Below are 25,279 nucleotides of genomic sequence, written 5' to 3' on the forward strand. Positions count from 1 at the left end.
ACGCGGGCCGCGATGTCATCAACCTAGCGCACGGGTGTGATGTTCCGGTGATAGTCCGGCGACGATTCGCCGGACCGCCGCCGTTGTTTATCCGTGCGCACCGCGCCGGTGCTGATGATCTTGCCCGATCCGTGGTCGAGCGCGTGCGCCGGGTCGGGCAAGATTGGCTGCGCCCAACGTGAGCTGCGGGTTCGGTGGTCAGTGTCTAACCTACCCGGGTGGTGGGTAGCGTCTGATTTGCCGGATATGTACTATCGGCGTCGTCGGTGTCGGCAGGTCCACGCGGGAGGTGGGGCGGTTCGGGCGGTGGTGCGCTGGGCTTTTCCTCGACCGCTCGGATGGTACGACACCAGTGCCGTCACGTTCCATTCCTGGCTGTTTCTCGCCCATTGTGTCCCGTGCACCCGAATGCGCCGGCCGCGTTTCCCGACGCCCGCGCGGAATCCGGAGGAGTCGACCGTGTCCCCACCGGCCGACCTGCCCGCTGGCGCGCGCGTCGTCCTCGCGCTGCCCAGCGGCGACCGACTGGCCGAGCTGCTGCTCGACTGCCTCGACCGCGCGCTGGTCGCCGTCCCGCTCGACCCGCGCACCCCGCCGTCGCGCGTTGCCGAGGTCGTGCGCCGCGTCAGCGCCTCCGCCGTGCTCACCCCGGACGGCGTCGAGCCCACCGGCCTGCCGCACGAGCACCCCGACGCCGACGGCCTCGCGCTGATCATGTTCACCTCCGGTTCGACGGGTGTCCCCAAGGGCGTGATGCTGCCCAGGGCCGCGGTGCTGGGCAACGCCGCCAAGACAGCCGCCCTGCACGGCTTCGCGCCCGACCGCCCACACGCGACCTGCCTGCCGCTCTACCACTGCAACGCGCTGGTCATGTCCCTGGTGGGCACGCACACCACCGGCACGCCGCTGGTCCTGCACCCCGGGTTCGACCCCGCCGCCTACTTCGCCGACCTGCGGGCCAAGGAGGTGCGCACGGCCTCGATCGTCCCGGCGATGCTGCCCGACCTGCTCGACTGCGCGCCGCCGTGGCCCGAGAGCCTGGACTACCTCATCACCGCCGCCGCCCCGCTCACCGCCGACCTCGCCCGCCGCTTCCACGCGCTCTACGGGCCGAGGCTGCGCCAGGGCTACGGGCTGACCGAGCTGGTCAACTTCTCCTTCACCACACCGCACCCCGGCCCTGAGCACTGGGCGGCGGAGTACCTCGACCACTACCCGCCGGTCGGCGCCCCGCTGCCCGGCACGGAGCTGCGGCTGGAGTCCGGCGAGGTCTGGGTCCGCTCCGCGGACCGGATGCGCGGCTACTGGGAGGACCAGGCGGCCACCGCCGCCGCGCTCACCCCGGACGGCTGGCTGCGCACCGGCGACCTCGGTGAGCGGCGCGGCGACCTGCTCGTGCTCACCGGTCGCCGCAGCGAGCGCATCGAGCGCGGCGGCGAGAAGCACTACCCGCTGGAGGTGGAGCGCACCTGGCGCGAGGCGGGGCTGCCCGGCCGGTTCGCCGCCGTCCCGGTGCCGGACGACACCTTCGGCCACGAGATCGGCCTCGTCACCGCCGACACCGACGCGGGCACGATCGCCGCCGCCCGCGCCATCGCCGAGGACGGCCCGCTGCGCCCCGCCGCGCTGGCCTTCGGCGCGTTCACCGCGACCGCCACCGGCAAGCCGCAGCGCACGGCCATGGGCCGCGCGCTGGTGGCGGGCCGGGAGAACCCGAGCCGGTGGAACCGCGCGCTCGACCTCGGCGAGACCGCCGCCCTGCGCGCCGCCGCGCGGACGGCCCGCGCGCGCCTGGCCGACGAGGTCGTGCGGCGCCTCGGCCACACCGGTCCGGTCCGCGTGGCCGACCCGACGGACCCGAGCCGCGCCCCCGGCGAGCTGGTCGTCGTCCCGCACGGCCCGGGCCCCGGCCGCTGGGACCTGGTCGAGGCGCTGCGCGCGGACGCGGACGCCGTCGGGACCAGCGCCCTGCGCGCCGGGCGCCACGACCTGGGCGGGGTCGTCTGGGCCCGGTGACGGCCCAGCCCCCGCCAACACCTCCCCGCTCGACCCCGCCGAAGAACGGAGAGCCACTGTGCCGCACGAGACCCGCCCACCCCACACCGGTGCCCCCGCGCTGAACATCGTCACCTGGGCGGACGCCGAACTCGACGACGAGCGCACCACCCTGCGCGTCGGCCACGGCCCGCTTCCCTCGGCCATGCACGGCGCGGTCGGCGCGACCGGCCGCGAGCTGGCCACGATCGGCGCGATCGGGGCGGACCTGATCCGGCTCCCGGCGGGCAGCGGCTTCCAGCCGCACACCCACCCCGGCCACCACGTGCTGACCGTCGTCGGCGGCGTCGGCACGATCACCTACGGCGGCAAGGTCTACGAGACCAACGCCGGGCAGACCTACCTCATCGAGGGCGACGTCCCGCACGCCGTCGGCGCCATCACCGACCACGTCATCCTGGCCGTGGGCTCCCCGCACATGCCCGTCGACCACGAGAACCGGATGGCCCCGGTGCCCTACGAGGAGGTCATCGCCCCCGACGGCGACCTGACCTGCCTGATCTGCGCGGTCACCGCCCTGGCCCCGGCCAAGCTGCACGCCGAGGGCTGCCCGCACTGCCCGTGCGCGACGTGCGTCGGTGTCGCGCCGTGATGCCCGACCCGATCGCCGTCGTGGGCATCGGCTGCCGGTTCGCGGGCGGCGTGGAGTCCGCGGACGACCTGTGGCGGTTGCTGCTGGCGGGGGAGACCACCGCCGGGCAGGTGCCGCCGGACCGGTGGCGCGCTCACGCCGAGCAGTCCCGCGAGCAAGCCGCCGCGCTGGACCGGGTCGTGGCCCGCGGGTCGTTCCGCGACGACGTGGCCGGGTTCGACGCGGCGTTCTTCGGCATCTCCGCCCGCGAGGCCGAGCAGCTCGACCCGCAGCAGCGCACCGCGCTCGAGGTCGCCTGGGAGGCGCTGGAGGACGCCGGCGTCGCGCCGACCTCGCTCGCCGGGTCGGACACGGCGGTCTTCCTCGGCGTCGGCACCGACGACTACGGGCGCAGGCTGCTCGAGGACCTGCCCGGGGTCACCCCGTGGACCGGCGTCGGCGCGTCGTTGTGCGGGGTGCCGAACCGGGTGTCGCACGCGCTCGACCTGCGCGGGCCGAGCGTGGCCGTGGACACGGCTTGCTCCTCGTCGCTGGTGGCGGTGCATTCCGCGTGTGCGGCGCTGCGCGCCGGTGAGACGCGGATCGCGCTGGCGGGCGGGGTCATGCTGATGACCGGGCCCGGTCTCACCGCCGTGCTCACCGAGGCCGGGGCCGTCGGGCCGGACGGGCGCAGCAAGCCGTTCGACGAGGCCGCGGACGGCTACGGCCGCGGCGAGGGCTGCGGCGTCGTGGTGCTCAAGCGCCTGGTGGACGCGCGTGCCGACGGTGATGACGTGCTCGCGGTGATCCGCGGCAGCGCGGTCCGCCAGGACGGGCGCACCGAGGGCATCATGGCCCCCAGCGGCGACGCCCAGACCGACCTCATGCGCGCCGCCTACGCCGCCGCGGGCGTCGACCCGGCCACGGTCGGCTACGTCGAGGCGCACGGCACCGGGACGCCCGCGGGCGACCCGATGGAGGCGGGCGCGCTCTGCCGCGTGCTGGCCCGGCCCGCCGAGCGCCCGGTGTGCAGGGTCGGGTCGGTCAAGGCCAACATCGGCCACACCGAGGCCGCGGCGGGCGTCGCCGGGATGATCAAGGCGGTGCTGGCGCTGCGCCACCGCTGGATCCCCGCCACCCCGCAGCACACCCGGCAGCGCTCCGACGTGCCGTGGCGGGAGTCCCGCCTGGAGCCGGTCGTGCGGGGCGTCGAGTGGCCGGACCCGGGCCACCCGCGCCGCGCCGGCGTGGCCAGCTACGGCTACGGCGGCACGATCGCCCACCTCGTCCTGGAGGAGGGCGATCCCCTCGCGGCGCCCACCGCGGCCGAGCTGGACGCGCCCGCGCACTTCGCGGTGTCCGCCGCCTCCCCGGCCGCGCTGCGTGAGCAGGCCGGTCGGCTGGCTGACGCGGTCGACGGCAAACCGTTGCCGCACATCGCCTTCACCCTCGCCACCGCCCGCGCGCACCTGCGCCACCGGGCCGTGGTCACCGCCTCGGACACCGCCGGTCTCGTCGCAGGGCTGTCCGCCGTCGCCGGGGGCACGAGCGCCGACGCGGTCGTCACCGGCTCCGCCCGCGATGGCGACGCCGTGTGGGTGTTCTCCGGGCACGGTGCGCAGTGGGCCGGGATGGGCCGGGGGCTGCTGGACGTCGACGCCGCCTTCACCGAGGTCATCGACCGCCTCGGGCCGGTCTACCAGGCCGAGTTGGGCGCGTCGCCGCGCGGAATCATCACCGCCGACGACCTGGGCGGGGTCGACCGCGTCCAGGCGGCCCTGTGCGCGGTGCAACTGGGGCTCGCCGCCTCCTGGCGGGCCCGGGGGTCGCGCCCGGCGGCGGTCGTCGGGCACTCCGTCGGCGAGATCGCGGCGGCGGTGACGGCCGGGTCGCTGACCGAGGCCGCGGGCGCCCGGCTCGTGTGCAGGCGGTCGGCGCTGCTGCCGCGCGCGCAGGGCCGGGGCGCGATGTTCCTGGTGGACCTGGGTTTCGACGAGTGCGCCGAGGCCGTCGCGGACTTCGCGGGCGTCACCGCCGCGATCTGCGCGTCCCCGCACTCCACCGTCGCCGCCGGTGACGCGGACGCCGTCGCCCGGGCCGCGGCGGCGCTGACCGCCGCCGGGCGCACCGTGCGCCGGGTGGACTCGGACGTCGCGTTCCACACCGACCACATGCGGGACCTCGCCGGGGAACTGGCTGTCGCCGTCGCGGACCTGACCCCGGCCCGGCCGGGGGTCACGCTGTACACGACCGCGCTGGACGACCCGCGCGGCGGGCACCCGCAGGACGCCGCCTACTGGGCGGCCAACCTGCGCAACCCCGTCCGGTTCGCCCAGGCCGTCCAAGCGGCGGTCGCGGACGGGCACCGCACGTTCCTCGAGATCTCCGCGCACCCCGTCGTCGCGCACTCGATCACCGAGACCCTGGCGGCCGAGGGCGTCACCGACGGCGCCGTGGTCCCCAGCCTGCGCCGCGACCGGCCCGAGGCCGCGATGCTGTCGGCGGCCGCCGCCGCGCTGCACTGCCGGGGCGTTCGCGTGGACCTCGACATCCCCGCGGGCAGGCGGGTGCGGCTGCCCGGGGTCGCCTGGCAGCACAGCCGGTTCTGGGTCGAGCGCCCGTCGCCGACCCGGCCGGGGCCGCCGAACACCCTGCTCGGCGCGGGCACCGACGTGCACGGCGTCGCGGCCACGGTGTGGACCACGACGCTGCACACCCGGACCCGCCCCTACCCCGGCAGCCACCCGGTGCTGGGCACCGAGATCGTCCCCGCCGCCGTCACACTGCTCACCTACCTGGCGGCCGGGGGCGCCACCGGTCTGTCCGGTGTGGAGCTGTACCGACCGGTCGTCGTCCCCGGCGAGGACGACCCCGCGCGTGAGTTGCAGGTCGTCCGCGAGGGCGCTGCGCTGCGCATCGCCTCCCGGCTGCCCGGTGGCGACTGGGCGGTGCACTCCTCAGCCCGCGCGCGGGACGCCGAGCCGCACCGGGTGCTCGACCGGGCCGCCGATGAGCCGGTGGACGCCGCGGGCGTCGTCGACCGGCTGGCCGAGCTGGGCGTGGCCGCGATGGGTTTCCCGTGGCGGGTCGACAAGCTGGCCAGGGGCGAGGGCCTGCTGGTGGCCGAGGTCGACGCCGCCCCCGACGGCGTGCTGCGCCACCGGGGCTGGGCCTCGCTGCTCGACGCCGCGCTGTCCACCGCGTCGGTCGTGTTCGACGGCCCGCCCGCGCTGCGCATGCCCGCGTCCCTGGACACCTTCGCCGTGGCCGGGACCGCGCCGGACCGGGCCGTGGTCGTCGCCGCGCTCGACCGGGACCGGGCGTTCACCGTCGACGTCGAGGTGCTCGGCGAGGACGGCACGCCGCTGGCGCGGCTGACCGGTCTGCGCTACGCCGAGCCCGAGGGGGTGGCAGGCGCCCGGCCGGAACTGGGCGAGACCGTCTTCGACGTCCGCCCGACCCCGGTCGACGACCCCGCCGACGCGGTCGGCAGGGTGGCCGTCGCCGATCCCGGGCTGGCCGCCGCGCTGCGGGCGGCGGGAGCCGAGATCGCCGAGGACGCCGAGAACGTCCTGGTCACGACCGGCGACGACCCGGCAGAGTCGACGCGGGCGCTCATCCGAGCCGTCCGCGACGCCGGGCCGGGCAGGCGGGTCTGGGCCGTCGGCGGCGGCCACATCACCGCCGTCGGCCGGGTCCTGGCCACCGAGCACCCCGACACCTTCGGCGGCGTGCTCGACCTGCGCACCCCCGACGCCGCGCCCCGGCTGCTGCGCCACCTGACCCGCCCCGGCGCCGAGCCGGTGCTCACCCTCGACACCGACGGCGCCACCGCGCCCAGGGCCGTCCCGCTGGGCCGCTCGTCCGGGACCGCGCCCGCGTGCCGCCCGGACGGCGCCTACCTGGTGACCGGCGGGCTCGGCGCGGTCGGCCTCGCGGTCGCCGCGCACCTCGCCGAGCGCGGCGCGCGCAGGCTCGTCCTGCTCGGCCGCACCCCGCTGCCCGCGCGCGGCGCCGCCGAGGACGACCCGGTGGTGCGCGCCGTGCGGGCCATCGAGGCGGCCGGGGCCACGGTGTTCGCGGTCGCCGCCGACATCACCGACCGCGCGGCCGTGCGGTCGGCGCTGGCCGAACTGCCGGTGCCGCCGGTCCGGGGTGTCGTGCACGCGGCGGGCCAGGTGCGCAGCGCCCCGGCGGTCGAGCTGTCCGAGGACGACCTGCGGGTGGTCCTGCACGCCAAGGTCGAGGGCGCGAAGGTCGTCGACGAGCTGTTCCCGGAGCTGGACTTCCTGGTCCTGTGCTCCTCGGTCGGGCCTCTGCTGGGCCTGCCCGGCCAAGCCGCCTACGCCGCCGCGAACGGCTTCCTGGACGCGCTGGCCGCCCAGCGCCGCGCGCGGGGCGACACCGGGTGCGTGTCCATCGCCTGGACCTCCTGGCGGGGGCTGGGCATGGCGACCTCGGCGGCGGCCACCGAGGTGGAGTTGGACGCGCGCGGCAGCGCCGACCTCACCCCGGAGCGGTCGCTGGCCGCGCTCGACCGGGTCCTGGCCGCCCGGCACGGCCTCGGCGGCGGACCGGTCGCGGTGCTGCCCGTCCGCACCGACCACCCCGGCCCGCGCCCGCCGCTGCTGGCCGCGCTGGAGGTCGACACCCCGGCCGGGGACGCCGACGCGCCGAGCTGGGCCGGGCTCGCGGGCGCGGAGCTGGCCGCCGAGCTGACCGCGCGCGCGACCGAGTGCGCCGCGGCCGTCCTCGGCGCCGACCCGGACTCCCTCGACGCGGGCGCCGCGCTCGGTGAGCAGGGGGTCGACTCACTGCTCGGCGCGGTGCTGCGGGTCCGGCTGGAGCGGCTGACCGGTGTCGCGCTCGCGCCCACCCTGCTGTGGAACCACCCGACCACCGCCGCCATCGGCGCCCACCTGGCGAGCAGGGTCGCACCACCGGAAGGACACGACACGTGAGCAGTCAGACCGCGACCACCGAGGAGCTCTTCGCCGACGACCCGCTGGCCTGGGCGGGCGGGGACTACCGCGCGCTGCACCGGCTCGGGCAGACCGAGTTGGCCGACCTGCAACTGGCGGCACTGCGGCGGCGGTTCGCCGACCTGCGCGGCGAGCTGGTGGTGCTCGACGCCATGGTGGCCGACACCGGTGTCGAGGCGGTCGAGACCCTCGGCGACGTGGTCCCGCTGCTGTTCTCCCCGGAGGTCTACAAGTCCTACCCGGCCTCGCTGCTGCGCCGCAAGCGGTTCGACGTGCTCACCGGCTGGCTCGGCCGTCTGACCACAGTGGACCTCTCCGGCGCCGGGGCCGCGGCCGCGACCTCCATCGACGACTGGCTCGCCGACCTGGACGCCAGCACCGACCTGCGGGTCCAGCACTCGTCGGTCACCTCCGGCACCATGTCGTTCGTCCCGCACACCCACACCGAGGTCGACGCGATGTTCTCCGTCGTCGGCGCCAGGGTGCGCGGCGGCGGCGACCCGGTGCCGGTGGTGTGGCCGATGATCCGCGAGGGCCGCAGTGGCATCATGCGCTGCGCCGACGCCCTCGCCGAGCACGTCGCGGGCGGCGAGGCGGGAGTGCACGCCATGCACCCGGGCCGGATGAGCGCCGACGTCATGCTGCTCGCCGGGCAGATCGCCGCCGCCCGCGCCCGCGGCGAGGACGTCGCCGCCGACCCCGGCCTGCTGGCCCGCCGCGAGGAGTTCGAGACGCTGCGCCGCGAGTCCGAGGCGGCCATGCCCGGTTTCGTCGAGCGCCTCGCCGACACCCTGCGCGGGCAGCGGGTGTACCTCATGAACACCTGGAACACGCTGCACCAGTTGGCCTCGACCGGGCTCGACCGCGATCTCCACGGCCTGTTCGCCGCCGACTCGCTCATCGAGCCGGGCGGCGGCACCAAGGGCGCGCACATGCCCGGCGACTGGCAGGACCGGGTGCTGCGGTTCACCGGGGCCGAGCGGTTGCAGCACATCTACGCGATGACCGAGACCACCGCGCTGCACCCGATGTGCGGCGAAGGCCGCTACCACCTGGAACCGTGGACGGTCGCGTTCGTCCTCGACCCGGCCACCGACGAGCCGCTGCCGCGCACCGGCACCCAGACCGGGCGGGGCGCGTTCTTCGACCTGCTCGCCCGCACCCACTGGGGCGGTTTCCGGTCCGAGGACCTGGTCACGGTCGCCTACGAGCCCTGCGCGTGCGGCCGGTCCACCCCGCAGGTGCACGACGGCATCCGGCGGCTCAAGGACGTCGGCGACGTCGACAAGATCAACTGCGCGGCGACCGACTCCGCCCACCGCGCCGCCCTGGACCACCTGAGCGGGGGGTCCTGATGGCCCTGATGGCCCTAGCGGTCCCCGCCGTCGTCCGCGGCGAGCTGGTCGAGGGCCCGCTGGTCGAGTTCGGCGGCCGCGGCGAGACCGGTTTCGCCGTCGCCGACCCGGCCGCGGTCGTGCCGCGCCTCGGGACGCGGAACCTGGCGCTGAGCCGGGAACTCGCCGCGCTCGACCTCGATGACATCCTCGACTACCTGGCCGAGCTGGGCGCCAGGCTCGTCGACAACGGCCACCTGGACGAGGCGGTCGAGCAGTCGGCCGGGCTCGCCGACACCCCGCCGGGGCTGGTCCGCTCGAACTACCGGCTGCTGCCCGGCCTGTTCACCCGCGAGGCCACCGAGGAGGTCGTCGCCGCGATCGGCCGCGACGTGCTGACCGGCTGGCCCGAGCGGCGGATGGCCGACGGTCGCACCGGGGCGGTGCGCGCGTTCGGTGTGCGGTCCGCGCACATCATCGCGGGCAACAGCCCGTTGATCGCGGCCATGACGCTGGTCCGCACGGCGGTCACGCGCGGCGAAGCGGTCGTCAAGACCCCGTCCAACGACCCGCTGACGATGGTCGCGCTGGCCCGCACGATGATCGACATGGCCCCCGGCCACCCGCTGACCCGCGCGGTGTCGGTGGCCTACTGGAAGGGCGGCGACGAGGCGCTGGAACGGCGGCTCTACCACCCGGCCGCGTTCGACAAGATCGTGGCCTGGGGCGGGATGGCCTCGGTCAAGCACGTCACGCGCTACCTGGGGCCGGGCCTGGAGCTGGTCACCTTCGACCCCAAGCAGAGCGCGACCGTCCTCGGTCCGGAGGCGTTCGAGCCGGACGCGCTCGACGACGTCGCGCGCAGGCTCGCGCTGGACGTGGGCGCGTTCAACCAGGTCGGCTGCGTGAACGCCCGGGTCGTCTACGCCGTGTGCGACACCGGGGCCGCCCAGGACCTCGCCCGCCGCGTCCACGCCGAGCTGCAAGCGCTGCCGCCCACCGTGTCCACCCCGGCCGGGCGGGTCGACACCGAGCTGCGGGCCAGGCTGCGCGCGCTGCGCACCAGCGGCTTCCACACCGTCGTCGGGGGCAGGGCCGACGAGGGCGCGGTGATCGTCTCGCACCTCGACGAGCCGGTCGACTTCGCTGGCTCGCTGGCCGGGCGGGTGGCCAACATCGTCCCCGTCGAGACCGCCGAGGACGCCGCCCGGCACCTCGACGCCGCGACCCAGACCGTCGGGGTGTACCCGGCCGCCCTGCGCCACCGGCTGCGCGAGGTGCTCCCGCTGGTCGGGGTGCAGCGCACGGTCGAGCTGGGCTGCGCGGTCAGCGTGCACCCGGCGCTGCCGCAGGACGGGTTCGAGCCCGCCCGCCGCCTGGTCCGGTGGGTCACCGACGAGCACCTGCCCGCCGGGTCCGACCCGCTCGACATCGTGTTCCCGCCACACCGTGAGGAAAGCCCGTGATCTGCGTCCGCGCCGTCTCGACCTGGCTGCCCGACACCCGCGAGACCCTCGCCGAGGCCCTGGCCGACGGCCGGATGACCGACCAGGACGTCGAGCGCTCCGGCTACTCGTCCGTCCCGGTCGCCGGACCCGACCTGCCCGGTCCCGTCCTCGCCGTCAACGCGGCCCGCGCCGCGCTGGCCGAGTCCGGTGTGGACCCCGCGCGGGTCGGGCTGCTGCTGCACGCCTGGACCGAGTACCAGGGCCACGACCTGTGGTCGCCCCCGCACTACATCGCCGACCAGGTCGGCGCGGGCGAGGCGCTCCCCATCGGCGTCCGGCAGCTCTCCAACGGCGGGGCCGCCGCGACCGAGCTCGCCGCGAGCTGGCTGCACGCCCACCCCGACGGCCTGGCGGTGGTGACCACCGGCGACCGGTTCTGCCTGCCCGGCTTCGACCGCTGGCGCTCCGACCGCGGCCTGGTGCACGCCGACGCGGGCACCGCGATGGTCCTGGCCGCCACGCCCGGACCTGCGGACGCGCTGCGCCTGCTCGGGATCGCCAGCGCCTCGGCCCCGGAGCTGGAGGGCATGCACCGCGGCGACGACCCGTTCAGCACCGGCCGCTACGACCAGGGCGCCCCGATCGACCTGGCCCGCACCAAGAAGGCGTTCTTCGCCGCCCACACCCGCGAGGCGTTCACCGGGACCGCCACCGGCAAGGCCAAGCAGGTCGTCACCGAGGCCGCCGAGCGCGCGGGCGTCGCCCTCGACGACCTGCGCCACCTGCTGCTGCCCCGGATCGGGCGGTTGACCTACGAGCTGTACCGCCCGGTGTTCGGCGAGATCACCACCGCCGAGGTCCTCGACCGCGGCGAGCACACCGGGCACCTGGGCGCGGGCGACCTGCTCGCCAACCTCGCCGACCTGACCACCCTGCTCGGCCCGGGGGAGAGGGCCGCGGTCTTCAACGGTGGCGGCGGGTACACCTGGACGGCCGTGGTCGTGGAGCGACCCGCATGACCGACACCGTGGACCGCCTCGTCGCGCGCTTCGACCACCACGACCCCGAGTTCACCCCCGAGGTGGCCGCGGCCGTCCACCGGCGGCTGCGCGAGGCAGGCGAGCCCGTGCACTCCGCGGCGCACGGCGGCGTGTGGGTCCTGGCCCGCTACCGGCACGTGTTCGACGCGCTCAAGGACCACGGGTCGTTCTCGTCGGCGCAGGGCGTGTTCTTCCCGCGCGGCGCCGACCAGCCCAGGTTCGCGCCGCTGGAGTACGACCCGCCCGAGCACACCGCGTTCCGCTCGCTGATGCGCCCGGCGCTGGCCGCGGCGGCGGTGCGCGCGGTCGAGCCGCGCATCGACCGGTTGGCGGCCGACATCGTGCGGCCGCTGGTGGCGCGCGGGTCGGCGGACCTGGTGGCGGAGCTGACGACGACGCTGCCGCTGGCGGTGCTGGCCACCACCATCGGGTTCTCCGACACCGCCCGCGGCGAGATCCTGGAGCTCACCCGCACCACGTGGTCGAAGATGGCCACCGGCGGGCAGTTCTGGCCGCAGTTCGCCGCCCTGCTCGACGCCGAGATCGCCCGCGCCCGCCGCGACCACGACGGCACGTACCTGGCCGAGCTGGTCCGCACCGAGGTCGACGGCGCGCCGGTCACCGACGAGCAGTTGCGGGTCATGCTCGTCGCGTTCGCCATCGCCGGGCACGAGACCACGATGAACACCACCGGGCACCTGCTCTGGCGCCTGGCCCAGGACCCGGACCTGGCCGCCCGGCTCGCGCGGGACCCGGGCGCCCGCCCGGCGGCCGTCGACGAGTCGCTGCGGCTGGACGCGCCCGTCGACCACGGCAGCCGGTTCACCACGCGCGACGTCGAGGTGGGCCGCACGACGATCCCGGCCGGGTCGCGGGTGGTCCTGGCCGTCGGCGCGGCCAACCGCGACCCCGAGCAGTTCGACGACCCGGAGGCGTTCCGGCTCGACCGGGGCGCGGCCCGGCACCTGTCACTGGGCCAGGGCATCCACTTCTGCCTGGGTGCCCAGCTCGGCCGCAGGCAGATCGTCGCCGTGCTCGACGAGCTGGCCGCCGCGCCGCCGATGACCCTCGACGGGCCCGTGCACCGGCACTACGCCAACGGCCGCCACCTCAACCTCGCCGCCCTGCCGGTGCGGTGGGGCGGGTGAGGAACGGCCGGAATGGACTGGTCTGGCCGGTCGCGCTGTGCGCGGCCGGGCTGGTCTTCGACGGGTACGACCTGGTCGTCTACGGCGCGCTGGTGCCGCTGTTCCTGCGCTCGCCCGGCGAGATCGGGGCGCTGACCCCCGCCACGGCCGGGGCGCTGGGCAGCTACGCCCTCATCGGGGTGCTGATCGGCGCGCTGGCCGCGGGCGCGGTGTCGGACCGGTGGGGGCGGCGGCCGGTGCTGCTGGGCGGGTACGCGTGGTTCTCCGTGGGCATGGGCGCGACCGCGCTGACCTCGTCGGCGCAGGCGTTCGGGGCGTGGCGGCTGGTGACCGGAGTCGGGATCGGGGTCGTCGTGGCCACGACCGGGGTGCTGGTGTCCGAGCTGGCGCCGCCGGGGCGCAGGCAGCTCTGCACGACGGTCGCGTACTGCGGCATCCCGCTCGGCAGTGTCCTGGGCACGGTCGCCGCGCTGTCCTTCTTGGACTCGATCGGCTGGCGGGGGCTGTTCTGGATCGGGGCGCTGCCGCTGGTGACGTTGCTGCCGCTGGCGTGGTGGCGGTTGCCGGAGTCGCCCGCGTGGCGCGGACGGGAGCGGGGGCGGTCCGGGTTCGCCGGGTTGTTCACCGGTCCGACGCTGCTGCCCGCGGTGGTGCTCGGCGTGGTGAGCGGGATCGGGTTGCTGCTGGTGTTCGCGCTGAGCACCTGGCTGCCGGAGCTGATGGGGCGGGCCGGGTTCGGCTCGCGCGGATCGCTGGTGCTGCTGCTGGTGCTCAACGGCGGCGCGGTCGTCGGGGCGCTGCTGGCCTCGCCGCTGGCGGAGCGGTTCGGCCCCCGGCGGGTGGTGGCGGGCTGCTTCGGGCTCGGCGCGGCGGGCATGGTCCTGGTGGGCTCGCAGCCCTCCGCCGCCGTGGTGCCGGTGCTGGTCGCGGTCGTGGGGTTGGGCACGACCGGCACGCAGATCCTGGTGATCGGGCTGGCCACCGCGACCTTCCCCACCGCCGTGCGCGGGGCGGGCGTGGCCTGGTGCACCGGCTTCGGGCGGCTCGGCGGGATCGCTGGGCCGCTGGTCGTCGGGCTGCTCGTCGCGGCCGGGGCGGGTGTCGAGTCGCTGTTCACCGTGCTGGCGGTGGTCGCCGCCGTCGGCGCGGGACTGGTCCTGCTGGTCAGACCCGGTCGAGCCGCTCCTCGAACGCCGTCTCCCGTGCCAGCGCCGCACACGTGATCGTCACCGCCGCCAGGCCCGCGTAGTACAGCAGCACCCACCACGGCCGCCCGTCGCCCGCCAGCACCAGCGCCGCGGCGATCAGCGGCGTGAACCCGCCCGCGAGCACCGACCCGATCTGGTAGCCCAGCGACACCCCGCTGTAGCGCAGGTGCAGCGGGAACAGCTCGGAGAACCACGCGGGCTGCCCGGCCGCCATGGCGTCGAAGAACACGCTCGTGGCCAACACCATCGCCAGCACGATGAGCACAGTGGACCCGGTGTCGACGGCGAGGAAGAACAGGGCCAACGCGGCGACAGCGCCCACGGCCCCGAACAGGTAGGGCCGTTTGCGCCCGAACTTGTCCGTGAGCCTGCCCCACACCAGCGTCGTGCCGATCGAGAGCGCCGAGGACACCACCACCGCGATCAGCCCGGCGTCGCTGTCCTCGCCGAGGTTGGTGGAGATGTAGGTGAGGCCGTAGGTGGTGAGCATGACGTAGAGGCCGATCTGCGACAGCCGCAGACCCGTCGTCAGCAGGACCGGGACCGGCGCCGCGCGCAGCACCTCCAGGACCGGCAGGCGGGCGACCCCGTCGCTGTCGCGCAGCCGCTGGAACTCCGGGGCGTCCTGCAACCGCAACCGCACCGCCAGGCCGACGCCGACCAGGACGATGCTGAGCAGGAAGGGCAGCCGCCACGCCCACGCCAGGAACGCCTCGGGCCCGGCCGCCGTCCGCGTGGCCCAGAACACGCCCGTCGCCAGCAGCATGCCCGCCGGGGAGCCGATCTGGGTGAAGCCGCCGAACCAGCCGCGCCTGCCCGGCGGCGCGTGCTCGACGGACAGGATCGCCGCGCCGCCCCACTCCGCGCCGACCGCGAGCCCCTGCAACGTGCGCAGGACGACCAGCAGCGTCGGGGCGAGCACGCCGATCGTCGCGTAGGTGGGCAGCAGGCCGATCAGCGTGCTGGCGCCGCCCATCAGCAGCAGCGCCCCGACCAGGACGGCCTTGCGCCCGATCCGGTCGCCGAGGTGCCCGGCGACCACCGCGCCGATCGGCCGCGCGCCGAACCCGGCGGCGAACGTCGCGAACGCCGCCAGCGTCCCCGTCGCCGGGTCGACCGAGGAGAAGAACAGCTTGTTGAACACCAGCGCCGAGGCCGTGGCGTAGAGGTAGAAGTCGTACCACTCGATCGTCGTCCCGATCGCGCTCGCGAACGCCACCCGCCTGGGCGTCCGCGCCGTGGAGCTCCCCGACACGCCGTGCCCTCCTTGAAATGGGCAAAAGTAACAAACCGGGTGTATTCAACCATGGTGGCCGAGTCGCCCACCCCAGTCCGGGGGCATCTGCCGCTGACCCCGCCGACTCGGCCAACCCCTGTCAGACTGGTCACATGGACGTCCGCGGCAAGCACCGAGACACGGCCACGACGGGCGCGGGGTTCGCCGTCGTCGTGGTGGTCTGGCTCGCGGTCCTGGTTCTGCGGTTCGCCGAGTCCAGGGCGGGGACCGGGAACGCGTTCCCGGTCCTGGCGGGCATCCCGGTCGGCGCGGTCGTCGCCGGCCTGCTGGGCGCGCTGGCCCCGGCGCACGGGGTCCGCCGCTTCTCGCTGGGCGTCGCGCTGGGCGGACTCGTCCTCGCGGTCGTGCTGGCGGTCATGATGGCCGTCGGGATCGCGAACCTGCCACACCGCGGTTGAGTAGTCCTGCGGATGTGACCACCGCCCCCGCACTGCGACGCTGAGGCAGTGGAAACCACCGCCGTTCACCACCTCGCCCCGACGCCGTCCACCCGGTCGACCGCCACCGGGTTCCTGGTGGGGGCCGCACCGCAAGTGGCGCTGCTGATCGCCAACTCGGGGGGCGCGCTCGCCGCCGCGGGCTGGGACGCGGGCGGGTACTTCGCCGCCCACACCGCCGTCTCGCTGACGGCCGCGCTCGTCGGCTTCGGCTGGGGCCGGTTCCTGCCCGAGCCCACCCGGTCGGCCGCCCGCGGCGCCGGTATCGCGGGACTGGTGGGCCTCGTGTTCAGCCTCATGGTCGTGGGCCTGGTCCTCTTCGTGCTCCTCGCGCTGTCGTCCCAGGTCCCCTGACCGAACCGGGTCCCCGGCGGTGCTCGTGCCATCACGGACCGTGAACCGGGGCGACGGGGTATGGGGCGGACGCGGGCGCGTGCTTATGCTGTCGCCGACAGTCGAGGGAATCCGGTGGGAAACCGGAGCGGTCGCGCCACTGTGACCGGTCGTTGACGACGATCGGGAGCCAGACCTCTTGCTGTCGCTGTGCACCCAGGCCGCGCCAGCCACGAGGAGATGCTGATGGTCGACGACCGCGGTTCCCGCTGCCCGGCGCCTCCCCGGTGAGGTTGCGCGTCGGCGCCACCGTCCTCGTCCTGGCGGTGCTGCTCGGCCTGAGCATCGTGGTGTCCACCGCCTTCGGCGCGGAGCAGCTCCCCCTCGGCTCGGTCGCCAGGGTGCTGTGGGCCCGCGCCTGCGGCTGCGTCACCACGGACCTGGCCTCGGACACGATCGTCTGGCAGTTCCGCGCCCCCCGGGTGCTGCTCGCCGTCCTGGTGGGCGCCGGGCTGGCGCTGGCGGGCGTGGGCATGCAGACCCTGGTGCGCAACCCGCTCGCCGACCCGTACCTGCTCGGCGTGTCCTCCGGCGCCGGGGTCGGCGCCTCGGCGGTGCTCACCATGGGGCTGTTCGCCTCCGCCGGGATCTACGCCCTGACCGCGGGCGCGCTCGTCGGGGCGCTGGCGGCGGCGCTGGTCGTGTTCGGCGTGGCCACCGTCCAGGGCGGGCTGACACCGCTGCGGCTGGTGCTGACCGGGACCGTGCTCGGCTCGGCGTTCTCCGCGCTGGCCAGCTACCTGGTCTTCCGCAGCCCCGACCCGGCCGCGGCGCAGTCGGTGCTGTTCTGGCTGCTGGGCAGCCTCGCGGGCGCGGGGTGGCAGCAGCTCGTCCTCCCGGCCACCGCCGTGGCGGTGGTCGGGGTGCTGATGTTGCTGGGCAGCCGGTGGCTCGACGCGCTGCTGATCGGGCCGGAGACCGCCTCGGCGGTCGGCGTCCCGGTGCGGCAGGTGCGGATCACCCTGTTCGTGGCGCTGGGGGTGCTGGTCGGCGTGCTGGTCGCGGTCTCCGGCGGCATCGGGTTCGTCGGGCTGGTCGTCCCGCACGCCGCCCGGCTGCTCGTCGGGCCGCGGCACCGCTCGCTGCTGCCGGTCGCGGCCGTGCTCGGGGCGCTGTTCCTGGTGTGGGTCGACGTGGTCACCCGCATCGCCGTGCGGCCGACGGAGATCCCGCTGAGCGTGGTCTCCGGGCTCATCGGCGCCCCGGCCTTCCTCGCCCTGCTGGGCAGGCGCCGCTACCGGTTCGGCTCGTGAGCGGCCTCGAGGTGGCGGCGCTGACCTGCGCCGTCGGCCGCCGGACCGTGCTCACGGACGTCACCTTCGACGTCGCGGCCGGGCAGGTCGTCGGCGTCGTCGGCCCCAACGGCAGCGGCAAGTCGACGCTGTTGCGCGCGCTGGCGGGCATCGCCAAGCCCCCGGTCGGCCGGGTGCTGGTGGCGGGGGAGGACCTGCACCGGCTGCCCGCCCGCGCACGGGCGCGGCGGGTGGCGTTCGTCGGCCAGGAGGAAGACCTGCCGTCCGGGCTGCTCGTCGAGGAGGCCGTCGCCCTCGGCCGCGTCCCCCACACCGCGCCCTGGGACACCGACGCCGCCGACCTGCCCGTCGTCCACGGCGCGCTCGCCGCCGTCGGGCTGTCCGACCTGGCCCGGCGGCCGGTGGAGGACCTCTCCGGCGGCGAGCGGCGCCGGGTGTCGCTGGCCAGGGGACTGGCCCAGGCCAGCCCCGTCCTGGTGCTCGACGAGCCGACCAACCACCTCGACGTGCGCCACCAACTGCACTTCGCCCACCTGCTGCGCGGCCTCGGCCGGACCGTCGTCGTCGCGCTGCACGACCTGTCCCTGGCGGTGGCGACCTGCGACCGCCTCGTCGTCGTCCACGGCGGGCGGACCACCACCGCGCTGCCCCCGGCCGAGGCGCTCGCCCCCGACGTCGTGCGCTCGGCGTTCGGCGTCACCGCCACCCCCGTGACCGACCCGGCCACCGGCCGGACGCACCTGCTCATGTCCCTGGAGGACCTGTGAACCGCATCCCAGCCCTGCTCGCCTGCGCCCTGGCGCTCACCGCCTGCGGGACGGCGCCGACCGCGGAGCCCGCGGCCGCCAAGACCACGGTCACCAACTGCGGCGAGGAGGGCGAGTTCCCCGCGCCCGCCCAGCGCCTGTTCGTCAACGACGGCAACATGATCGCGATGGTGCTGGCCCTCGGCGCCCAGGACCGGGTCGCCGCCGTGTCCAGCCTGCAGCGCGACGCCCCGACCCTGCGCGCGCACTACGGCGCCGCCGTGGACGCGCTCAAGCAGGTCGCGCCCGAGTACCCGGCCAAGGAGACCGTCGTCGCGCAGAACCCGGACGTCATGGTCGCCGGGTGGAACTACGGCTACAGCGAGGAGAAGGGGCTCACCCCCGACACCCTGCGCGCCCAGGGCATCGCCCCCTACATCCTCACCGAGAGCTGCAGGCAGACCGACGGCGAGAAGGCCCGTGGCGTCGTCGACCCGTGGGAGGCCCTGCGCACCGACCTGGCCAACCTGGGCACGATCACCGCCACCAAGCCCAAGGCCGACGAGGTGCTCGCCGACCTCGACACCCGCCTCGCCGCCCTGCGCGCGGCCCCGCGGGCGGCCACCCCGCCGACGGTGTTCCTGTTCGACAGCGCCAGCGACACCGTCTACTCCAGCGGCCGCTTCGGCGCCCCGCACGCCATCCTCGACGCCGCGGGCGCCCGCAACGCGTTGGCCGACCTCGACGACACCTGGACGGCCGTGTCCTGGGAGCGCGTGGCCGCGGCCAACCCGGCCGCTTTCCTGTTCGTCGACTACCCGCCGCAAACCTTCCGGCAGAAGGTCGAGCTGCTCACCAGCCGCCCCGGCATCTCCGAGCTGCCCGCGGTCGAGGAACGGCGCTTCCTGAACCTGCCCTACGCCCTGTGGACCAGCTCCCCGCTCAACATCGACGCCGCCGAGCAGGTCCGCGCCGCCCTGGAGAAGTGGAACCTGGTCCCCGCCTCCGAGATCGAGCCCCGCGCCGACGACGAGGTGGGGTAGTAGCGTTGACGGCGTCGGTCCCCACCGCGATCTGGAGCCACCCATGAGCGACGTGAACGTCCCCTGGCTCGTCGGGGGCATCCTCCTGGTCGCCGTCGGGATCGGCGCCGTCGTCCTCATCGTGCTGCTGGTGCGCAAGTACCGCTTCCTGCGCAGCCCGGACACCCCGTTCCCGGCCAAGTTCGCCTTCTGGGGCTCCCTGGTCTACACCGTCTTCCCCATCGACGCCCTCCCCGACCCGATCTACCTCGACGACGTCGGCGTCCTGCTGGGCGCGTTCCTCTACATCTCCACCACCCTGCGCAAGAAACGCCGGCCCGTCACGCCGTCGGATGGCCCCCGGGACGCGGCCGGGTAGGTCCGCGTCCTCGGTCGCCGCGCTCGACGCCATCACCGCCAGGTTCGCCGCGCGCGGCAATTCATCCTCGACGGCCACAGCGCCGCCATGCACGGCAGACTCTCCGAGGAATTGGCCCGATCGGGTTGATCTGGCTGGTTCGGGCACAAATCGGACAGGTCGTGCGTTCTCTCGGGGACGTTGATCAGACGAAGGGACCCGATGAGCATCTTCGACATGTTCAAGGACAAGGCCACCGAACTGCTCGGGGGCGTGACCGACCAGGCTTCCGGCGCCGTCTCGGGGGTCGCTGACCAGGCCCAGGAGGCCACCGGGGCGGCCACCGACCTCGCCGGGACGGCCACCGACCAGGCGACCGAGTTCGCGGGCGGCGCCACCGAGCAGGCCGCGGGCGCGGCAGAGGCCGGACAGGGCTACGTGGGCCAGGCGCAGGACGCCGTGTCCGACCCGGGCGCGGCCGTGCAGGGCGTCGTCGGACGGTTCTTCGGCAACTGACCCGCCCCCCGACCCGGTGTGCCCGCACGCCGGGTCGGGCGCCGGTGTCCACAACATCCGGTGCGGCCATCGCGGACAGCGGCTCACGAGACGCGGCCCGGCGACACCGTCCGTTACGGTGGCGTTCACTCGCCCGTGCGATGCGGTGCCCGGCCGGCGGATTGCCGCGCCTGACGCGCTCAGCCATCTTTACCGGCATGGCCAGCGAACTGCAGCGGAAGAAGATGTCCATCGTGTTCACCGCGATGGACGACAACGGCGACGGATTCCTCGAGCGCGCGGACTTCGAGGCGCTGACCGACCGGTGGACCAGCATCCGGGGCACGGTCGGGGCGCAGCGGCTGCGCGAGATCATGATGGGCTGGTGGCAGGTCCTGCTGGAGGCCTCCGACACCAACCGCGACCAGCGGGTGACGGTGGAGGAGGTGCTGGCCGTGGTCGACAACCTGGGCTCGATGCTGCACCTGGTGCGGGCCACGGCCGAGTCGATGTTCGAGGCGGTGGACGAAGACGGCGACGGGCGGGTGTCGGCGGCCGAGTACGGCCGCATGATCGGTGCGTGGACCGGCCGGGAATCAGCCCCCGAAGCGGTCTTCGCCCGCCTGGACACCGACGGCGACGGCTGGATCTCCAAGCCGGAGTTCATCGGCCACTGGGCGGAGTTCTGGGCCGGGGACGACGAGGACGCCCCCGGCGCCCACCTGTTCAGCGCGGCCTAGCGGTTCGGCTGCTCCGGGTCGGGCGCGGGTTCGGGGGTGGCGTCCTCAACGGGTTCCACAGCGTCCAGCACCTCCTCGCTCACCTGGTCGCGGAGGTAGGCCCACACCACGCCGATCAAGGCGGTCGCCGGGACGGCCAAGAGGCTGCCGACGATGCCCGCCAGGGTGCCGCCGAGGGTCACCGCGAGCAGCACCACGGCCGCGTGCAGGCCGAGACCGCGGCTCTGCAGCATGGGCTGGAAGACGTTCCCTTCCAGTTGCTGCACGACGATGATGATCGCCAGCACGATCAAGGCCTGGATCGGGCCGTTGAAGACCAGGGCGATCAACACCGCCACGAAGCCCGCGAACAGGGCGCCGACGATGGGGACGAAGGCGGCGACGAAGGTCAGCACGGCCAGCGGGAGCACCAGGGGCACGCCGACCAACCACAGGCCGATGCCGATGAACACCGCGTCCAGCAGGCCGACGATCGCCTGGGACCGGACGAACGAGCCGAGGGTCACCCAGCAGCGCTCGGCGACGATCGGGACGTCCGAGGCCAGGCGGCCGGGCAGCTGCTGGGTCAGCCAGGGCAGGAAGCGCGGGCCGTCCTTGAGGAAGAAGAACATCAGGAACAGCGCCAGGACGGTGGTGACCAGGCCGTTGGCCACGGTGCCGACGCCGGTCACGGTGGCGGTGATGATGCTGCCGACGCTGTCCTGGATGCGGTCGACGGCCATGTCCAGCCCCGCGGTGACCTGGTCGTCGCGGATGTTGAGCGGTGGACCGGAGGCCCACTGGCGGATCTGCTGCACCCCGTCGACGACGCCCTCGGCCAACTCGGCGGACTGGCTGGCCACCGGAACCACGATCAGGGTGATCGTGCCCGCCGCGAGCAGCAGGAACAGCACGGTCACCGCCGAGGCCGCCAGCGCGGGCTTCCACCCGTGCGCGCGCAGGAAGCGGGCGACCGGCCAGGTGAGGGTGGTGATCAGCAGGGCGATCACCAGCGGCCACACGATCGACCACATGCGGCCCACCAGCCACAGGGTCGCGCCCGCCAGCAGCACGATGAGCAGGACGTCGAGGCTGACCCGGGCCGACGAGCGCAGCGCGGTCTTGGTCTTCGCAGCGTTCACCCGTCGTGGCACGGGCTCAGCATAGAGAGCCCCAAGAAGTGCCGCAGACTCGACGTTGTGCAGACGGGTTCACCGCGCGACCGCGCGGCATCAGCCACACCGACGTCCTCCCGGCCACGGCGTCCGGCTGTCCTTTGCCCGACGTGCGGGCCGCCGGACCAGCGGCGGCGTTCTGGGGCTGATCAGCCCTTGAGCTCGACCTTGCCGTGCTCGCCGATGTCGGGGCGCTCGCCGCGGACCTTGGACTTGAGGAACGCCACCGCGGTCGCGACCTTGCTGCCGGGGGTGTCCCAGTACTCGGCGGACTCGGCGTCCACGCGGATCAGGACCGCCTCGGGGGAGTCCGGTCCCTCGGGCAGCCAGGCCTCCGCCGCGGAGTTCCACAGGGCGTGGATCTCGCTCTGGTCGTCGACGACCGTGGCCCGGCCGCGCAGCGAGACCCAGGTGCCGGTCGAGGAGTAGGCGACCAGCACCCGCGGGTCGCGCCGGATGTGCGCGACCTTGCGCGAGCCCCGCTCGGCGAAGAACCACAGGGAGCCGTCGAAGTCGACGTCCTGGTGGGCCATCGGCCTGCTGACCAGGTCGCCGTCCTCGTCGCGGGTCGCGAGCATGCCGATCCGCTGGTCCGAGAGCAGCTTCGCGACGGCGGTCGTCTCGTCGGTGTTGTTGTTGTCGGTCATGGCGACCGAGTGCCCGGCTCGGGTGGGCGACAATCATTTCTCGTATCTGGTGAGCACCGGGTCACGGGGAGTTGTCAGCGGGTGGCGAGCCTGGCGCGGTTCTGGCTGAGCGGGGTGGATCAGGTCATCCGGTAGGGGTACGGTCGGGCCCTCGATCATGACGAGGAGGTCACGTGATGCGGGCTCGTCCCCTGGTGCGCGCCGTGGTCGGCGCGGCGTTGCTCGCGCTCGCGGCGTGCGGCTCCGATGACGGGGGCGCCGCGGAGGACGCGCCGCGGACCACACCGCCGTCCGCGTCGTCCACCGCGACCACGGCTCCGCCGCCCCCGTCGACCACGGCGACCACCGCCCCGGACGTCGCCGCCACCAGCACCCCCGGCGCTCCCGGGGCCCCCGGGGCGGGCAAGGCCACCACCCCCGGTGTCGCCGAGGCGCCCCCGGAGGCCCCCCGGGCCGTCCCCACCTCCACGACCATCCCCGGCTACACCCGCCCCCTGGCCCAGGACCCCAAGCGCGAGGCCTACCTCCAGGAGATCGGCGCGGCGGGCGTTCCCATCGGCCCCACCGGCGACGCCGAGGTGCTCATCGCCCAGGGGATCTGCAAGTCGCTGGCGCAGGGCGCGCCCCGGGCGACCATGGTGTCCAACGTGGGCAACCTCGGCGAGGAGTACACCCCCGCGCGCTCCGAGGCGATGGTCGCGGCGGCCGAGCGCCACATCTGCTGACCGGCTCAGGCCTGGTCCGCCCCGAAGCTCCCGTGCCGACCGGCGCCCGCGCTGAACCGGGCCGCCCCGGCCGCGCCCTCCCCGGCCACGACGGGGATGCCCGCCGCGCCCTCCGCCGCCAGGGCCTCGGCCAGCGGCAGGTCCAGCCCGGCGTAGGTCGACGCCCGGTCGACCAGAACGCACCGCTGGGGGAACGCGGCGATCTGGCTCGCCAACTCGCGGGCCGCGCGGACCGCCGCACCCGGTTCGACGACCCGGTTGGCCAAACCCATCGCCAGGGCCTCCGCGGCGTCCACCGGGCGGCCGGTCAGGATCAGGTCCAGCGCGCGGCCCAGGCCGACGACGCGGGGCAGCCGGGCGGTCCCGCCGTCGATCAGCGGGACGCCCCAGCGGCGGCAGAACACGCCGAGGACCGCGTCCCGCTCGACCACGCGCAGGTCGGCCAGCAGCGCCAGTTCCAGCCCGCCCGCCACCGCGTACCCGCTCACCGCCGCGATCACCGGCTTGCCCAGCGCCATGCGCGTGGGCCCCATCGGCCCGCCCTCGCCATCGATCTCGTTGCGCCGCTCCGGGTCGTCGACGGCGGTGAGGTCCGCGCCGGCGCAGAACGTCCCACCCGTGCCCGCCAGCACCGCGACCCGCTGCCCCGCGTCGCGCTCGAAGTCCTCGAAGGCCGCCAGCAGCTCCGCGGCCATGCCCCGGTCCACGGCGTTGCGGCGATCGGGACGGTCCAGCCAGATGGTCGTGACGACCCCGTCGACCTCGACCCGCACGTCAGCCACGGAGCTGATCCTCGAAGTAGGGCCGCATCGCCGGGTAGTAGTCGGCGAAGTCGGGCATGGGCGTGCCCTCGCGCGCGGCGGTGAGCCGGTCGAGGTAGTACTCCCAGCCCGCGCCGGTGCCCGGCACGTTCTTCTCGTCCTCGAGGTGGTGGACGAACCGCAGCTCGGTGGTCCCCGCCCGCTCGCTGAGCAGCAGCTCCAGGTGCCAGCTCCCGTGCTCGTCGACCATCGACACGGCCAGCCTGCGCGGCGGCTCGCAGGCGACGACGGTCATCTCGCCCCAGGGCGTGTCGTCCTCGAACGCCATCTGGACCTTGATGACCGCCCCCGGCGCCGCCTCGCCCTCCCACGGGCCGAACCAGCGCGCGGTGCGCTCGGGCTCGGTGACGCTGGCCCACACGTCGTCGATCGGCGCCCGGTAGGAGCGGACCAGCTCCAGGTCGAGCCCAGCCGGGGTGCGCAGGATCTTGCCCGTCGGGTTCATGCGGTGTTCTCCTGTCGGTCGGTCCCGCGCGAGCGGTCTCGCCGGGTGCGGTGCACTTCGGTGGCCAGCGCGTCGAGACGCTGCTCCCAGCCCGAGGGCCGGGTGAACCGGGCGATCCAGCCCGCGAGCTCGGTGAACCGCTCCGGCACGAGCGTGTAGATCCGCTGCCTGCCCACCAGTTCGTCGCGCACGAGACCGCTGTCGCGCAGCACCCGCAGGTGCCGGGACACGGCGGGCCTGCTGATGGTGAAGCGCCCGGCGATCTCACCCGCGGGCAGCGGACCCGCGCGCAGGAGCGTGAGGATCTCCCGCCGCACCTCGTCCGCGATCGCGCCCGCCACGTCGTCCACACAGGAAGCGTAACTGATGGGTTACGGGTTTGTCGAGCGGTCCGACTCCGCCCGGTCGGGCGGGTGCGCTGACGGTTGGCCGGGGGTAGCGTCGGGGTGACCGCGTTTCGCGGTCCCGGACGAGCGCGCCGTACCCGGTCAGGACAAGACGGCGCAGTGATGGAAGTTCATTGCTGCGAAAGGTGTTGTCATGGCGTGGATCGTGCTCGTCCTGTCCGGCTTCTTCGAGACCGTGTGGGCCGTCGCGTTGGGCGCGTCCCGGGGGTTCACCCGGCTGGTGCCGAGTCTCGTGTTCGGCGGGGCGCTCGTGGTGAGCATGACCGGCTTGGCCTATGCCCTGCGCACCATCCCCGTGGGCACGGGATATGCCGTGTGGGTGGGGATCGGGGCGGTCGGGGCCGCCGTCTACGGCATGGTCGTCCTGGACGACTCCGCCTCCGCGGCAAGGCTTCTGTGCCTCGTCCTCATCGTGACCGGGGTAGTGGGGTTGAAGCTCGTCCACTGAGGCGTGGGACGTCTGGGCGTGTTCGGGGTTGCCCGCGGAGGGGCAATCTCACTTCCGCGCGAGATCCGGCCGTCGCTGGGTACCTCCTCCTGTGAGTCCGGAACA

25 protein-coding genes and 2 riboswitches are annotated in these 25,279 nt (G+C 74.8%); of the genes, 18 read left to right on the top strand and 7 right to left on the bottom strand.

Annotation, left to right across the window (positions count from 1 at the left end):
* Positions 1-23: 23 nt before the first annotated feature.
* Positions 24-161, bottom strand: coding sequence for a hypothetical protein (locus GCL84_RS20030; protein WP_156757055.1), 138 nt, complete (start codon positions 159-161; stop codon positions 24-26).
* Between the two features lie 298 nt (positions 162-459).
* On the opposite strand from GCL84_RS20030, the gene GCL84_RS20035 reads away from it, so the two are divergent.
* From GCL84_RS20035 to GCL84_RS20070, 8 genes are read left to right on the top strand one after another with little or no spacing between them, the layout of a single operon-like run.
* Positions 460-2,016: a class I adenylate-forming enzyme family protein gene (locus GCL84_RS20035; protein WP_235926488.1), complete on the top strand. Its 1,557-nt coding sequence runs from the start codon at positions 460-462 to the stop codon at positions 2,014-2,016.
* 58 nt (positions 2,017-2,074) lie between these two features.
* The gene (locus tag GCL84_RS20040) at positions 2,075-2,647 is read left to right on the top strand and encodes a cupin domain-containing protein (RefSeq protein WP_235926489.1); all 573 of its coding nucleotides are present in this window, start codon (positions 2,075-2,077) and stop codon (positions 2,645-2,647) included.
* Positions 2,647-7,587, top strand: coding sequence for a type I polyketide synthase (locus GCL84_RS20045; protein WP_156757057.1), 4,941 nt, complete (start codon positions 2,647-2,649; stop codon positions 7,585-7,587). The genes GCL84_RS20040 and GCL84_RS20045 overlap by 1 nt, the downstream gene beginning before the upstream one ends.
* The gene (locus GCL84_RS20050; RefSeq protein WP_156757058.1) at positions 7,584-8,963 is read left to right on the top strand and encodes a phenylacetate--CoA ligase family protein; all 1,380 of its coding nucleotides are present in this window, start codon (positions 7,584-7,586) and stop codon (positions 8,961-8,963) included. The genes GCL84_RS20045 and GCL84_RS20050 overlap by 4 nt, the downstream gene beginning before the upstream one ends.
* A gap of 8 nt (positions 8,964-8,971) precedes the next feature.
* Positions 8,972-10,408 (top strand): acyl-CoA reductase, encoded by a 1,437-nt coding sequence (locus GCL84_RS20055; protein WP_156757059.1) that lies wholly within the window; start codon positions 8,972-8,974, stop codon positions 10,406-10,408.
* Entirely contained in the window at positions 10,405-11,409 is a 1,005-nt protein-coding gene (locus GCL84_RS20060; protein WP_156757060.1) for a ketoacyl-ACP synthase III family protein, read from the top strand. Before GCL84_RS20055 ends, GCL84_RS20060 begins: the two co-directional genes overlap by 4 nt.
* Positions 11,406-12,578, top strand: coding sequence for a cytochrome P450 (locus GCL84_RS20065; RefSeq protein ID WP_156757061.1), 1,173 nt, complete (start codon positions 11,406-11,408; stop codon positions 12,576-12,578). Before GCL84_RS20060 ends, GCL84_RS20065 begins: the two co-directional genes overlap by 4 nt.
* The gene (locus tag GCL84_RS20070) at positions 12,575-13,801 is read left to right on the top strand and encodes an MFS transporter (protein WP_235926491.1); all 1,227 of its coding nucleotides are present in this window, start codon (positions 12,575-12,577) and stop codon (positions 13,799-13,801) included. Before GCL84_RS20065 ends, GCL84_RS20070 begins: the two co-directional genes overlap by 4 nt.
* Here the strand turns inward: GCL84_RS20070 and GCL84_RS20075 are convergent.
* Positions 13,743-15,041, bottom strand: coding sequence for an MFS transporter (locus GCL84_RS20075; protein ID WP_156757063.1), 1,299 nt, complete (start codon positions 15,039-15,041; stop codon positions 13,743-13,745). The genes GCL84_RS20070 and GCL84_RS20075 overlap by 59 nt on opposite strands.
* A 134-nt stretch (positions 15,042-15,175) precedes the next feature.
* On the opposite strand from GCL84_RS20075, the gene GCL84_RS20080 reads away from it, so the two are divergent.
* From GCL84_RS20080 to GCL84_RS20115, 8 genes are all read left to right on the top strand, one after another.
* Positions 15,176-15,481 carry a hypothetical protein gene (locus GCL84_RS20080; protein ID WP_156757064.1) on the top strand — a complete coding sequence of 102 codons (306 nt, stop codon included), beginning with the start codon at positions 15,176-15,178 and terminating at the stop codon, positions 15,479-15,481.
* A 48-nt stretch (positions 15,482-15,529) separates the two neighbouring features.
* A complete protein-coding gene (locus tag GCL84_RS20085; protein WP_156757065.1) occupies positions 15,530-15,874 on the top strand; it encodes a hypothetical protein in 345 nt (114 codons plus the stop codon).
* A gap of 81 nt (positions 15,875-15,955) precedes the next feature.
* A riboswitch (cobalamin riboswitch) is annotated at positions 15,956-16,074 on the top strand.
* A 66-nt stretch (positions 16,075-16,140) separates the two neighbouring features.
* Entirely contained in the window at positions 16,141-17,166 is a 1,026-nt protein-coding gene (locus tag GCL84_RS20090; protein WP_156757066.1) for a FecCD family ABC transporter permease, read from the top strand.
* The gene (locus GCL84_RS20095; protein ID WP_235926494.1) at positions 17,163-17,933 is read left to right on the top strand and encodes an ABC transporter ATP-binding protein; all 771 of its coding nucleotides are present in this window, start codon (positions 17,163-17,165) and stop codon (positions 17,931-17,933) included. Before GCL84_RS20090 ends, GCL84_RS20095 begins: the two co-directional genes overlap by 4 nt.
* Positions 17,930-18,955 carry an ABC transporter substrate-binding protein gene (locus GCL84_RS20100; protein WP_156757067.1) on the top strand — a complete coding sequence of 342 codons (1,026 nt, stop codon included), beginning with the start codon at positions 17,930-17,932 and terminating at the stop codon, positions 18,953-18,955. Before GCL84_RS20095 ends, GCL84_RS20100 begins: the two co-directional genes overlap by 4 nt.
* A 43-nt stretch (positions 18,956-18,998) precedes the next feature.
* Positions 18,999-19,313 carry a YkvA family protein gene (locus GCL84_RS20105; RefSeq protein WP_156757068.1) on the top strand — a complete coding sequence of 105 codons (315 nt, stop codon included), beginning with the start codon at positions 18,999-19,001 and terminating at the stop codon, positions 19,311-19,313.
* Between the two features lie 201 nt (positions 19,314-19,514).
* Positions 19,515-19,808 carry a hypothetical protein gene (locus GCL84_RS20110; protein ID WP_156757069.1) on the top strand — a complete coding sequence of 98 codons (294 nt, stop codon included), beginning with the start codon at positions 19,515-19,517 and terminating at the stop codon, positions 19,806-19,808.
* A gap of 197 nt (positions 19,809-20,005) precedes the next feature.
* The gene (locus GCL84_RS20115; RefSeq protein WP_156757070.1) at positions 20,006-20,527 is read left to right on the top strand and encodes an EF-hand domain-containing protein; all 522 of its coding nucleotides are present in this window, start codon (positions 20,006-20,008) and stop codon (positions 20,525-20,527) included.
* Here GCL84_RS20115 and GCL84_RS20120 read toward each other — a convergent pair.
* Positions 20,524-21,660: an AI-2E family transporter gene (locus GCL84_RS20120; RefSeq protein WP_156757071.1), complete on the bottom strand. Its 1,137-nt coding sequence runs from the start codon at positions 21,658-21,660 to the stop codon at positions 20,524-20,526. The two genes, GCL84_RS20115 and GCL84_RS20120, sit on opposite strands and share 4 nt — an antisense overlap.
* Before the next feature lie 170 nt (positions 21,661-21,830).
* A complete protein-coding gene (locus GCL84_RS20125) occupies positions 21,831-22,328 on the bottom strand; it encodes a pyridoxamine 5'-phosphate oxidase family protein (protein ID WP_156757072.1) in 498 nt (165 codons plus the stop codon).
* A gap of 176 nt (positions 22,329-22,504) precedes the next feature.
* Between GCL84_RS20125 and GCL84_RS30680 the strand changes: the two genes are divergently transcribed.
* Entirely contained in the window at positions 22,505-23,053 is a 549-nt protein-coding gene (locus GCL84_RS30680) for a DUF732 domain-containing protein (RefSeq protein WP_156757073.1), read from the top strand.
* 5 nt (positions 23,054-23,058) lie between these two features.
* Here GCL84_RS30680 and GCL84_RS20135 read toward each other — a convergent pair whose 3' ends face one another.
* The 3 genes from GCL84_RS20135 to GCL84_RS20145 are packed head-to-tail and all read right to left on the bottom strand — an operon-like array spanning position 23,059 to position 24,669.
* A complete protein-coding gene (locus GCL84_RS20135) occupies positions 23,059-23,835 on the bottom strand; it encodes a crotonase/enoyl-CoA hydratase family protein (RefSeq protein ID WP_197523384.1) in 777 nt (258 codons plus the stop codon).
* The gene (locus tag GCL84_RS20140; RefSeq protein WP_156757075.1) at positions 23,828-24,319 is read right to left on the bottom strand and encodes an SRPBCC family protein; all 492 of its coding nucleotides are present in this window, start codon (positions 24,317-24,319) and stop codon (positions 23,828-23,830) included. Before GCL84_RS20140 ends, GCL84_RS20135 begins: the two co-directional genes overlap by 8 nt.
* On the bottom strand, positions 24,316-24,669 hold the full coding sequence (locus tag GCL84_RS20145; RefSeq protein WP_156757076.1) for a metalloregulator ArsR/SmtB family transcription factor: 354 nt from the start codon (positions 24,667-24,669) through the stop codon (positions 24,316-24,318). Before GCL84_RS20145 ends, GCL84_RS20140 begins: the two co-directional genes overlap by 4 nt.
* A 95-nt stretch (positions 24,670-24,764) precedes the next feature.
* Positions 24,765-24,827, top strand: a riboswitch (guanidine-III (ykkC-III) riboswitch).
* Between the two features lie 32 nt (positions 24,828-24,859).
* Between GCL84_RS20145 and GCL84_RS20150 the strand changes: the two genes are divergently transcribed.
* The gene (locus tag GCL84_RS20150; protein ID WP_156757077.1) at positions 24,860-25,174 is read left to right on the top strand and encodes a DMT family transporter; all 315 of its coding nucleotides are present in this window, start codon (positions 24,860-24,862) and stop codon (positions 25,172-25,174) included.
* Positions 25,175-25,279 lie beyond the last annotated feature (105 nt).

The organism is Actinokineospora pegani, from assembly GCF_009745975.1.
GTDB classification, from domain to species: Bacteria; Actinomycetota; Actinomycetes; order Mycobacteriales; family Pseudonocardiaceae; genus Actinokineospora; species Actinokineospora pegani.

What these genes read in the sequence shown, in the direction of transcription:
- GCL84_RS20125 (WP_156757072.1), bottom strand. Translation starts at nt 22,328, where the DNA reads ATGACCGACAACAACAACACCGACGAGACGACCGCCGTCGCGAAGCTG.
- GCL84_RS20080 (WP_156757064.1), top strand. Translation starts at nt 15,176, where the DNA reads ATGGACGTCCGCGGCAAGCACCGAGACACGGCCACGACGGGCGCGGGG.
- GCL84_RS20140 (WP_156757075.1), bottom strand. Translation starts at nt 24,319, where the DNA reads ATGAACCCGACGGGCAAGATCCTGCGCACCCCGGCTGGGCTCGACCTG.
- GCL84_RS30680 (WP_156757073.1), top strand. Translation starts at nt 22,505, where the DNA reads ATGCGGGCTCGTCCCCTGGTGCGCGCCGTGGTCGGCGCGGCGTTGCTC.
- GCL84_RS20065 (WP_156757061.1), top strand. Translation starts at nt 11,406, where the DNA reads ATGACCGACACCGTGGACCGCCTCGTCGCGCGCTTCGACCACCACGAC.
- GCL84_RS20115 (WP_156757070.1), top strand. Translation starts at nt 20,006, where the DNA reads ATGGCCAGCGAACTGCAGCGGAAGAAGATGTCCATCGTGTTCACCGCG.
- GCL84_RS20055 (WP_156757059.1), top strand. Translation starts at nt 8,972, where the DNA reads ATGGCCCTAGCGGTCCCCGCCGTCGTCCGCGGCGAGCTGGTCGAGGGC.
- GCL84_RS20105 (WP_156757068.1), top strand. Translation starts at nt 18,999, where the DNA reads ATGAGCGACGTGAACGTCCCCTGGCTCGTCGGGGGCATCCTCCTGGTC.
- GCL84_RS20150 (WP_156757077.1), top strand. Translation starts at nt 24,860, where the DNA reads ATGGCGTGGATCGTGCTCGTCCTGTCCGGCTTCTTCGAGACCGTGTGG.
- GCL84_RS20045 (WP_156757057.1), top strand. Translation starts at nt 2,647, where the DNA reads ATGCCCGACCCGATCGCCGTCGTGGGCATCGGCTGCCGGTTCGCGGGC.
- GCL84_RS20110 (WP_156757069.1), top strand. Translation starts at nt 19,515, where the DNA reads ATGAGCATCTTCGACATGTTCAAGGACAAGGCCACCGAACTGCTCGGG.